This window comes from Pseudomonas argentinensis (genome assembly GCF_001839655.2).
Taxonomy (GTDB): Bacteria; Pseudomonadota; Gammaproteobacteria; order Pseudomonadales; family Pseudomonadaceae; genus Aquipseudomonas; species Aquipseudomonas argentinensis_B.
On record NZ_CP056087.1, the window covers coordinates 1,008,039 to 1,018,519 of the forward strand.

Genomic DNA, 10,481 nt, shown 5'->3' on the forward strand with positions numbered 1-10,481 from the left:
GATAACAACGGCCTCGAGTGCGAGCCCAAGCTAGGTGCCCCCGTCAAAATGCTCATTTACAACACCTAAACTGCGCTTTTTCGGCCGTTTTCGCGGGGCCTCCATCGGTATGTCTTGCCTGCCTCGCCCAGGTTTTTCAAAAACGGCCTGGTAACCTCGGCGCCGCGCTTGCGGCAGGCGGCCCATGTCCGGAAAATGGACCGCCGTTCAGTCGAGTCGTGCCGTGCCGATGCCTTCCCTTCCTCCCGCCATCTTTCTGATGGGCCCGACCGCCTCCGGCAAGACCGATCTGGCCCTGGCCCTGGCACGGGTACTGCCCTGCGAGCTGATCAGCGTGGACTCGGCGCTGGTCTATCGCGGCATGGACATCGGCACGGCCAAACCGGATCGGGCCACCCTCGACGCCTTTCCTCACCACCTGGTGGATATTCGCGACCCGGCCGAAGCCTACTCGGCGGCCGATTTCCGCCGTGATGCCCTGGCGGCCATGGCCGACATCACCGCGCGCGGGCGTATCCCGCTGCTGGTGGGCGGCACCATGCTGTATTACAAGGCGCTGCTCGAGGGGCTGGCCGACATGCCGGGCGCCGATGCGCAGGTGCGTGCCGAGCTCGAGGCGCGTGCCGAGCATGAGGGCCTGGCGGCGCTGCATGCCGAGCTGCAGGCGGTGGATCCGCAGTCGGCGGCGCGCATCCACCCGAACGATCCGCAGCGTCTGGTCCGGGCCCTGGAAGTGTTCCGGGTCAGCGGCGTGACCATGACGCAACTGCGTGCACAGCAGAGCGAAGCGGCGGCGCAGGACGGCGGCTTGCCTTATACTGTCGCGCAGCTGGCCATAGCGCCTGCGCAGCGGCAGGTTCTCCACGAACGAATCGCCAGACGATTTGATCTGATGCTGGAACAGGGCTTTGTCGCCGAGGTCGAACGCCTGCAGCGGCGAGGTGACCTGCACGGCGATATGCCGTCTATCAGGGCGGTGGGCTACCGGCAAGTGTGGGATCATCTGCAGGGACGACTCAGTGCGGCACAGATGCGCGAGCGCGGCATCATCGCCACCCGCCAGTTGGCCAAGCGGCAGTTCACCTGGCTGCGTAGTTGGCAAAATGTGCACTGGCTGGACAGTCTCGATTGCGACAATCTGCCACGTGCCTTGAAATACATGGCGACGGTCTCCATATTGAACTGAGACCTTGCCGCAGGCCGTCTATCCTTGGGGGAAGGCGTGCCAAAGCCGTTCACAGGCTAAGCAACCGTTCAAAAACTATTCAATTATCGATTCATTTAGGAGTGCGGCACATGTCAAAAGGGCATTCGCTACAAGACCCTTACCTCAACACCCTGCGGAAGGAGCGCGTCCCGGTTTCCATTTATCTGGTCAACGGCATCAAGTTGCAGGGCCAGATCGAATCCTTCGACCAGTTCGTCATCCTGCTGAAGAATACCGTCAGCCAGATGGTTTACAAACACGCGATCTCCACCGTGGTACCGAGCCGTCCGGTTCGCCTGCCGAGCGCGTCCGAGTCCGATCAGGCTGAATCCGAGCCTGGCAACGCCTAACCCAGGGGGTCGCATTGTTCTTCGAGCGCCATGAAGGGGGTGAACGGGCCATCCTGGTTCATCTGGATAGTCAGAACACCGAGGCGAGCGAGGATCCCCAGGAGTTTCACGAACTGGCGCTTTCCGCGGGCGCCGATACCGTGGCGTTCTTCAGTGTGCCCAACAGCCGGCCCACGGCGAAGTTCCTCATCGGTAGCGGCAAGGTGGAAGAGCTGCGAGACCAGGTCAGGGCCCATGAGGCCGACCTGGTCATCTTCAATCATGTCCTTACGCCCAGTCAGGAACGTAACCTCGAGCGCATGTTCGAGTGTCGCGTACTGGATCGTACCGGGCTGATTCTCGATATCTTCGCCCAGCGCGCCCGTACCCACGAAGGCAAGCTGCAGGTCGAACTGGCTCAGCTCGATCATATGAGCACGCGCCTGGTGCGTGGCTGGACTCACCTCGAGCGGCAGAAAGGTGGTATCGGCCTGCGCGGCCCCGGTGAAACCCAGCTGGAAACCGACCGCCGCCTGTTGCGCGTGCGCATTCGCCAGATCAAGCAGAAGCTGGAGAAGGTGCGTAGCCAGCGTGAGCAGGCGCGCCGAGGCCGCAAGCGGGCGGACATCCCTTCGGTGTCCTTGGTCGGCTACACCAACGCCGGCAAGTCCACCTTGTTCAACGCCCTGACCGAATCCGAGGTCTATGCGGCGGATCAGCTGTTCGCCACCCTCGACCCGACCCTGCGCCGTCTGCAACTGGATGACCTGGGCCCGGTGGTGCTGGCCGATACCGTGGGCTTCATCCGTCACCTGCCGCACAAGCTGGTCGAGGCGTTTCGCGCCACGCTCGAGGAGTCGAGCAACTCCGACCTGCTGCTGCACGTGATCGATTCCCACGAGCCGGAGCGCGACGCCCAGATCGAACAGGTGCTCGCGGTGCTCGGTGAGATCGGCGCCCAGGATCTGCCGGTGCTCGAGGTGTACAACAAGCTCGACCTGCTCGAAGGCGTCGAGCCGCAGATTCAGCGCAATGCCGATGGGCGTCCCGAGCGGGTCTGGCTGTCGGCGCGTGATGGCCGTGGCCTGCCCCTGCTCAAGCAGGCGGTCGCCGAGCTGCTCGGCGACGACCTGTTCGTCGCCACGCTGCAGTTGCCGCAGCGCCTGGCGCGCTTGCGGGCGCAATTCTTTGAACTGGGCGTGGTGTTGCAGGAGTCCTATGCGGAGGACGGCAGCAGCCTGTTGCAGGTGCGTATTCCGCGGGTCGAACTCAACCGTCTGGTCAGTCGCGAGGGCCTGCAGCCACTCGAGTTCATCGAGCAACACACTTTGCAATAAAGCCCGCAGCGGTGATTTTGCCGCTGGAAGCAGGCATTCTGTAGCATTGGTGGGCGCGCCGTTGGCGCGTCTTTGCTTTATCAGTATGGAGAGCGCTATGGCTTGGAATGAGCCGGGTGGCAACTCGAATAATCAGGATCCCTGGGGTGGCGGCGGCCGTCGTGGTAACGGCGGCGGTGGTGGCGGCGACCGCAAGGGACCACCGGATCTTGACGAAGCCTTCCGCAAGCTGCAGGACAACCTCAATGGGTTATTCGGTGGCAAGAAACGCGGCAGTGATGGTAGCGGCTCCAATAGCGGCAGGGGCGGCGGTTTCGGCCTGCTGTTCGTTGCGCTGGCCGTGGTCGGCGCCTTTTGGCTGTACAACGCCATCTACGTGGTGGACGAGCAGGAGCAGGCCGTCGTGCTGCGTTTCGGCAAGTACCACGAGACGGTCGGGCCGGGCCTGAACATCTACTTCCCGCCGATCGATCGCAAGTTTCAGGAAAACGTCACCCGCGAGCGTGCCTACAGCAAGCAGGGGCAGATGTTGACCGAAGACGAGAACATCATCGAAGTACCCCTGACGGTTCAGTACAAGATCAGCAACCTGCAGGATTTCGTGCTCAACGTCGACATGCCTGAAACCAGCCTGCAGCACGCCACCGACAGCGCCGTGCGCCACGTGGTGGGCTCCACCGAGATGGACCAGGTGCTGACCGAGGGCCGTGAGCAGATGGCTGGCGATGTGCGTGAGCGTCTGCAGCGCTTCCTCGACACCTACCGCACCGGTATCACCGTGACCCAGGTGAACCTGCAGAGCGCGGCGGCGCCGCGTGAAGTGCAGGAAGCCTTCGATGACGTGATCCGCGCCCGTGAAGACGAGCAGCGTGAGAAGAACCAGGCGGAAACCTATGCCAACGGCGTGGTGCCGGAAGCCCGTGGTCAGGCCCAGCGGCTGATCGAGGATGCCAGCGGTTACCGTGACGAAGTGATCTCCCGCGCCCAGGGTGAGGCGGATCGTTTCACCGCGCTGGTGGCCGAGTACCGCAAGGCGCCGGAAGTCACTCGTGAGCGTCTGTACCTGGACACCATGCAGCAGATGATGAGCAACACCAGCAAGGTGCTGGTCACCGGCGACAAGGGGCAGAACAACCTGCTCTATCTGCCGCTGGACAAAATGATCGACAGCCGTGGCGGCAGCAGCAATGCGTCGTCCAGCGCGGCCGGCGCCGGCGCTGCCGATCTCGGCGCACGCGTTGGTAACAACGTCGGGCAGGCAGACGTGCGTACAAGGGAGAGCCGTTGATGAGCAATAAATCACTGGTGACCCTGATCGCGGGCGTGGTGCTGGCCCTGGTGGCCTGGAGCAGCTTCTACATCGTGGCGCAGACCGAGCGGGCGGTATTGCTGCAGTTCGGGCGGATCGTCGAGGCGGACGTGCAGCCGGGTCTGCACATGAAGATTCCTTACGTCAACCAGGTGCGCAAGTTCGATGCCCGCCTGCTGACCCTGGATACCGTCAACTCGCGCTTCCTGACCCTCGAGAAGAAGGCGCTGATGGTCGATGCCTACGCCAAGTGGCGCGTGCTGGATGCCGAGCGTTACTACACCGCGACCTCGGGCGTGAAGCAGATCGCCGATGAGCGTCTGTCCCGTCGTCTCGAAGCATCGCTGCGTGACCAGTTCGGTAAGCGCACCCTGCACGAGTCGGTGTCCGGCGAGCGTGATGCGCTGATGGCTGACGTGACCGCCTCGCTGAACCGTGCGGCGCAGCGTGAGCTGGGTATCGAGGTGGTGGACGTTCGCGTCAAGGCCATCGACCTGCCCAAGGAAGTCAACCGCAGCGTGTTCGATCGGATGAGCTCCGAGCGTGAGCGCGAGGCCCGCGAGCACCGCGCGAAAGGCAAGGAGCTGGCGGAGGGGATTCGTGCGGATGCCGATCGTCAGCAGCGCGTGATTCTCGCCGAGGCTTATCGCCAGGCCGAGGAGCTGCGTGGTGAGGGTGATGCCCAGGCCGCTGCCATCTACTCCAAGGCCTATGGTCAGGATCAGGAGTTCTACTCCTTCTATCGCAGCCTGAACGCCTATCGCGAGAGCTTCTCCGACAAGCGTGACGTGCTGGTGCTGGATCCGAGCAGCGATTTCTTCCGCTACCTGGAGAAATCCAAGCCATAACGCGGCCATGAGCCGCAGGCCAAGCGCCGCAAGCCGATGCCGAGTGCTCGCTTGTCGTGTGAAGCTTGCGGCTTGAGGCTTTCGACGTGGTATGATGCGGCAGCCGGGAAAATCCCGGCTTTTTTGCGCCTGTGGGAATCATGCGGCACGAACTGAGCGTTACGTTCTGTCTTCCAAGGTCCCTGACCTTGCCCCTTTCCGCGCCGCTGGCGCGGGGGCTTCGTGCAATCAAATCTCTGATCGTCTCGATGCCCGTTCCTGGAGTCGACCGGCCTGTTGCCGGGCTCGGCTTTCCATCCGCTTCACTGAAGGCTTGTGCCGCCCGAATCAAGAGGGAAATGGCGAAATGGCAACGGTAGACCGCTGGCTGCTGCCAGATGGGATCGAAGAAGTATTGCCCCCGGAAGCGGCGCGCATCGAAATCGCGCGTCGCCAGGTGCTGGATCTGTTCCAGCGCTGGGGTTACGAATTCGTGGTTACGCCCCACATCGAGTACCTGGAGTCGCTGCTCACCGGCGCGGGCCAGGACCTGGATCTGCGTACCTTCAAGGTGACCGATCCGCTGTCCGGCCGGCAGATGGGCTTTCGTGCCGACATCACCCCGCAGGTCGCGCGCATCGATGCGCATACCCTGCGCCGTGAGGGCCCGAGCCGCTTGTGCTACGCCGGCAGCGTGCTGCATGCGCAGCCGCGGGCGCTGACCACCTCGCGCAGTCCGATTCAGCTGGGCGCCGAGCTGTATGGCGATGCCAGCCCGGCCAGCGATGTCGAGGTGATCAGCCTGCTGGTCGACACCCTGGAGCTGGCCGAGGTGCCGGACGTGCACATGGACCTGGGCCACGTCGGTATCTACCGCGGCCTGGTGCGTGCCGCCGAACTCTCCGGTGAGGCCGAGCAGCAGCTGTTCGATGCCCTGCAGCGCAAGGCCATGGACGAAGTCGATGCGCTGACCGAGGCGCTGCCCGACTCGCTGCGGCGCATGCTGCGGGCCCTGGCCGAGCTGTGCGGGAGTCGCGATGTGCTGGATCTGGCCCAGGCCTGCCTGGTCGAGGCGCCGGACGACGTGCACGCCGCCCTGGATGAGCTGGTGGCCATCGCCGATGCGCTGGAGCGGCGTTACCCGGAGCTGCCGCTGTATTTCGACCTGGGCGAACTGCGTGGTTACCACTACCACACCGGCGTGGTGTTCGCCGCGTTCGTACCGTCCGTGGGGCAGGCCATCGCCCAGGGCGGGCGCTATGACGACATCGGCGCCGACTTCGGCCGTGCCCGGCCGGCTACCGGCTTCTCCACCGACCTGAAGACGCTGGTGACGCTTGGCCACATGCCCCTTGGCGAAGAGCCGGCGGGTATCTGGGCACCGGACAGCCATGACGTCTACCTGTGGCAGGCGGTTCGCCGCTTGCGTGCCGAAGGCGAGCGTGTGGTACAGGCGCTGCCGGGCCAGCAGCTGGGTGAAGCGGCGCAGGCGCGCTGCGATCGCCAGCTGGTATTGCGTGACGGTCGCTGGCAGGTACTGGCGCTGGACTGAGCGGCCTGCGGGGTCGTCTATTCTGATTTACTTTCGCCGGCCGTGACCGGCTCAAGCTTGCGCGAAGAGGACAAGTATCATGGGTAAGAATGTCGTCGTCCTGGGCACCCAGTGGGGTGATGAGGGCAAGGGCAAGATCGTCGATCTGCTGACCGAACATGCCGCCGCCGTTGTGCGCTACCAGGGCGGCCATAACGCCGGTCACACCCTGGTGATCGATGGCGAGAAGACCGTGCTGCACCTGATTCCGTCGGGCGTGCTGCGCGAAGGCGTGCAGTGCCTGATCGGCAACGGCGTGGTGGTCGCCCCCGACGCCCTGCTGCGCGAGATCACCAAGCTGGAAGAGAAGGGCGTACCGGTGCGCGAACGTCTGCGCATCAGCCCGTCCTGCCCGCTGATCCTGTCCTATCACGTGGCGCTCGATCAGGCGCGCGAGAAGGCCCGTGGCGAGCTGAAGATCGGCACCACCGGTCGCGGCATCGGCCCGGCTTACGAGGACAAGGTCGCCCGTCGCGGCCTGCGCATCGGTGACCTGTTCCACCGCGAGCGTTTCGCCGCCAAGCTCGGCGAGCTGCTGGACTACCACAACTTCCAGCTGGTGAATTACTACAAGGAGCCGGCCATCGACTTCCAGGAAACCCTGGATCAGTGCATGGACTACGCCGAGCAGCTCAAGCCGATGATGCTCGACGTCACCGCCGAACTGCACAACCTGCGTCGCTCCGGCAAGGACATCATGTTCGAAGGCGCCCAGGGCTCGCTGCTGGACATCGACCACGGCACCTACCCGTACGTCACCAGCTCCAACACCACCGCCGGCGGTATCGCCACCGGTTCCGGTGTCGGCCCGATGTACCTCGACTACATCCTCGGTATCACCAAGGCCTACACCACGCGCGTCGGTTCCGGCCCGTTCCCGACCGAGCTGTTCGATGACATTGGCGCCTTCCTGGCCAAACGTGGCCACGAGTTCGGTGCCACCACCGGCCGTGCCCGTCGCTGCGGCTGGTTCGATGCGGTGATCCTGCGTCGCGCCATCGACGTCAACAGTATCTCGGGCCTGTGCCTGACCAAGCTGGACGTGCTCGACGGCCTGGAAACCATCCGCATCTGCGTGGGTTACAAGAACGAGAACGGCGCCGTCATCGATGCGCCGACCGATGCCGACAGCTACATCGGCCTGGAGCCGGTGTACGAAGAGATGCCGGGTTGGAGCGAGTCGACCCTGGGCGCCAAGACCCTGGACGAACTGCCGGCCAACGCCCGTGCCTACATCTCGCGCCTGGAAGAGCTGGTCGGCGCGCCGATCGACATCATCTCCACCGGCCCGGATCGCAACGAGACCATCGTGCTGCGCCACCCGTTCGCCTGAGTGCGAAGGCTCGTTCAGAGCCGTAGGTCGGTAAACGAAACGGGTCGCCCTTGGGCGGCCCGTTTTTCGTTTGACGAACGACAGGGCGCGGCGCAATCTGGCGATGTGCCGCTACCCGGCACGCGCCTTGCTTCGTCTTGATCCTACCCCTGAAGTTGCCGCTCCCCTGGCGGTCGGAGGATTTGCCCGTGATCGCTGTCTTGTCGCTGTTGCGTAGTCGCCTGCTGTTGCCCGTGTTCATTGCCCTGGGCGTGGCGTTGTTGGTTCAGGTGCTGCTGGTGCTGGCCCTGACTCGCAGTACCGTGGACGCTCTGGTGACCGATCTGGAGCGCCAGCTGGGCAGCGATTCCCGGCGCCTGGCAAGCGAGCTGGAGCAGGCCAACCAGGACGTATCGGCGAGCCTGGGCAGTCTTTCCGTGCGCACCCGCGAGAGTCTGTCGGCCGGGTTGTCGAGCCGGCTCGGCGAGGAGCGGGTGCAGATCCGCGCCAGCCTCGAGCGCAGTCTTCGTGATTCCGCCAATGATCTGGCGCAGCTGCTCGCCGCCGTGGCGCCGCGGGCCATGTGGGATTCCGATATTCCCGCGCTGTCGGAATTCGCCCGCCGTGCGCAGCGTAACCCCAACGTGCTGTTCGTGATCTACGACGACGCCGAGGGTAACCATCTGACCCGTTACCTCAATCGCCAGAACGAGCAGATCAAGAGCATGCTCGACAGGGGCGAGGGCGAGCGTGCCCTGGACAAGGTGATCAACGCGGCCAAGACCGACCCGAGCGTGTATTTCGTCGAAGCCAGCATAAGCCCCAACGAGGTGGAAATCGGCAAGGTGCTGATGGGGGTTTCCACGGCCGCCATCGATGCCGAACTGGTGGCTGTGGACAAGCGTTTCGAGGCCTTGCTGGCCAGTGGTGGGCAACTGGTCGCCGATAGCCTGGCCGGCGCCTCCACGGACAGCGCCAAGGCGCTGTCGGCGCGCCTGGCATCGGCCCAGCAGGCCGCCCAGGGCATGGCGAGCAATACCGGTGCGGCGGTGGACGCCGCTGCTGCGAACCTGCGCTGGCGTATCGGGCTGGGCCTGGCGGTGGTCGGTTTCGGGGTGCTGCTGGCGCTGGCGATCGTGCTGGGTCGCCGCGTGGTGGTGCGCCTGCGCACCCTGATCGCGGCGCTCGACGATCTGGCTGCCGGCGAGGGCGATCTGACCCGGCGGATCGAAATCGACAGCCGTGACGAGGTGGGCGAAATGGCCTCGGCGGTCAACCGTTTCGTCGCCAAGCTGCAACCCATCGTTCGCGAAGCCGGCGAGGTGGCGGTGCGCACCGGGCAGGAGATCACGGCCTTGAGTACCCGTAGTGCAGCGGCGCAATCGGCGGCCGAGCGCCAGCGTGACGAGGTGGCAGCCAGCCTGCAGGCGTTGGCGGCAATGGCCGACGAGGCCCAGGCCGAGAGTCGCGCCATGCAGGAGGCCCTGCAGCGGGTCGAAGCCATTCGCCAGTCGACCCAGGAAAATGCCGCGATCGCCAATCGGGTCGGCAGCTCCATCGAAGAACTGGTACAGCGGGTCGATGCCGGGTCGGCGGTCATCGAGCGGCTGGCCAAGCAGAGCGAACAGATCGAGGTGGTGCTCACGGTGATCCGCTCGATTGCCGAGCAGACCAACCTGCTGGCCCTCAATGCGGCCATCGAGGCGGCGCGGGCCGGCGAGAGCGGCCGCGGTTTTGCCGTGGTGGCGGACGAAGTGCGGGCGCTGGCCAGCAAGACCCAGCAATCCACCGGTGATATCCAGTCGCATATCGTCGCCCTGCAGCAGGGCGCGCGCGAAGCGGTCGAAGCGGTCGGCCAGGCCGGGCAGCAGGCCGATCAGGGCCTGGCGGCGCTGCGCGAAAGTGCACGAATCCAGCAAGCGGTGCAGCGTTCCGTGGAGGACGTACACGGCGCCATCAATACGGCGACTCAGGCGGCGGCGCACCAGGCCGAAGGTGCCGATGCGGTGCGTGGGCGGGTCGAGGTGATTCATGCCGAGGCCCAGCGCGCGGCCGAGGCGGTGGCGGCGACAGCCAATAGCGGTCGGGTGCTCGATGGCCTGGCGGCTCAGCTCAAGGGCAGCCTGGGGCAGTTCAAGGTCTGAGGGTGCGGCACGGGCCCGGCGTTCGCCAGGCCCTGCCGGCCACTTTTCTGCAGGCAATAAAAAACCGAGCCATTGGCTCGGTTTTTTGAATTTGGTGCCCAGGAGAAGACTCGAACTTCCACGATCTTGCGATCACTGATACCTGAAACCAGCGCGTCTACCAATTCCGCCACCTGGGCACTGCAGTAATGTTCACCGTTGCCGGTACGGATCATTACGTCCGTTATTTGCAAAACAGCTTATCAGACTGCTTCACGAAATTTGGTGCCCAGGAGAAGACTCGAACTTCCACGACCTTGCGGTCACTGATACCTGAAACCAGCGCGTCTACCAATTCCGCCACCTGGGCACTGAAACTGATGATTGCTCATCTGTTCCGTGTTACAACGTCTGCTCGACGCTGTGGGCGCGAACTATACGGTCGT

The 10,481-nt window shown here is 64.4% G+C and carries 8 protein-coding genes, 2 tRNA genes and 1 pseudogene; 9 read left to right on the plus strand and 2 right to left on the minus strand.

The features are described from left to right. The first annotated feature begins 229 nt into the window (after positions 1-229). The 9 genes and pseudogenes from miaA (at position 230) to SA190iCDA_RS23315 (ending at position 10,056) form a co-directional block, all read left to right on the plus strand. Positions 230-1,186, plus strand: coding sequence for a tRNA (adenosine(37)-N6)-dimethylallyltransferase MiaA (miaA, locus tag SA190iCDA_RS04585; RefSeq protein ID WP_070885211.1), 957 nt, complete (start codon positions 230-232; stop codon positions 1,184-1,186). A gap of 110 nt (positions 1,187-1,296) precedes the next feature. Beyond that, positions 1,297-1,557 (plus strand): RNA chaperone Hfq, encoded by a 261-nt coding sequence (gene hfq / locus SA190iCDA_RS04590; protein ID WP_070885212.1) that lies wholly within the window; start codon positions 1,297-1,299, stop codon positions 1,555-1,557. 14 nt (positions 1,558-1,571) lie between these two features. Next, positions 1,572-2,873: a ribosome rescue GTPase HflX gene (gene hflX / locus SA190iCDA_RS04595; protein ID WP_070885213.1), complete on the plus strand. Its 1,302-nt coding sequence runs from the start codon at positions 1,572-1,574 to the stop codon at positions 2,871-2,873. A gap of 97 nt (positions 2,874-2,970) precedes the next feature. After that, positions 2,971-4,161, plus strand: coding sequence for an FtsH protease activity modulator HflK (hflK, locus tag SA190iCDA_RS04600; protein WP_070885214.1), 1,191 nt, complete (start codon positions 2,971-2,973; stop codon positions 4,159-4,161). Further along, complete coding sequence (hflC, locus tag SA190iCDA_RS04605) at positions 4,161-5,030, plus strand: protease modulator HflC (RefSeq protein WP_070885215.1); 870 nt, start codon at positions 4,161-4,163, stop codon at positions 5,028-5,030. The genes hflK and hflC overlap by 1 nt, the downstream gene beginning before the upstream one ends. 346 nt (positions 5,031-5,376) lie before the next feature. Continuing rightward, positions 5,377-6,561, plus strand: a complete 1,185-nt coding sequence (locus SA190iCDA_RS04610) for an ATP phosphoribosyltransferase regulatory subunit (protein ID WP_070885216.1) — start codon at positions 5,377-5,379, stop codon at positions 6,559-6,561. A gap of 79 nt (positions 6,562-6,640) precedes the next feature. Next, positions 6,641-7,933, plus strand: coding sequence for an adenylosuccinate synthase (locus SA190iCDA_RS04615; RefSeq protein ID WP_070885217.1), 1,293 nt, complete (start codon positions 6,641-6,643; stop codon positions 7,931-7,933). A gap of 1,004 nt (positions 7,934-8,937) precedes the next feature. Continuing rightward, a pseudogene (locus SA190iCDA_RS23310) lies at positions 8,938-9,150 on the plus strand (methyl-accepting chemotaxis protein); the annotation flags it as partial. Between the two features lie 201 nt (positions 9,151-9,351). Next, complete coding sequence (locus SA190iCDA_RS23315) at positions 9,352-10,056, plus strand: methyl-accepting chemotaxis protein (protein ID WP_419203887.1); 705 nt, start codon at positions 9,352-9,354, stop codon at positions 10,054-10,056. 92 nt (positions 10,057-10,148) lie between these two features. Here the strand turns inward: SA190iCDA_RS23315 and SA190iCDA_RS04625 are convergent. Both SA190iCDA_RS04625 and SA190iCDA_RS04630 read right to left on the minus strand, forming a co-directional pair. Further along, positions 10,149-10,235, minus strand: a tRNA-Leu gene (locus tag SA190iCDA_RS04625). Positions 10,236-10,318: 83 nt separating this feature from the next. Next, positions 10,319-10,405, minus strand: a tRNA-Leu gene (locus SA190iCDA_RS04630). Positions 10,406-10,481: the final 76 nt, after the last annotated feature.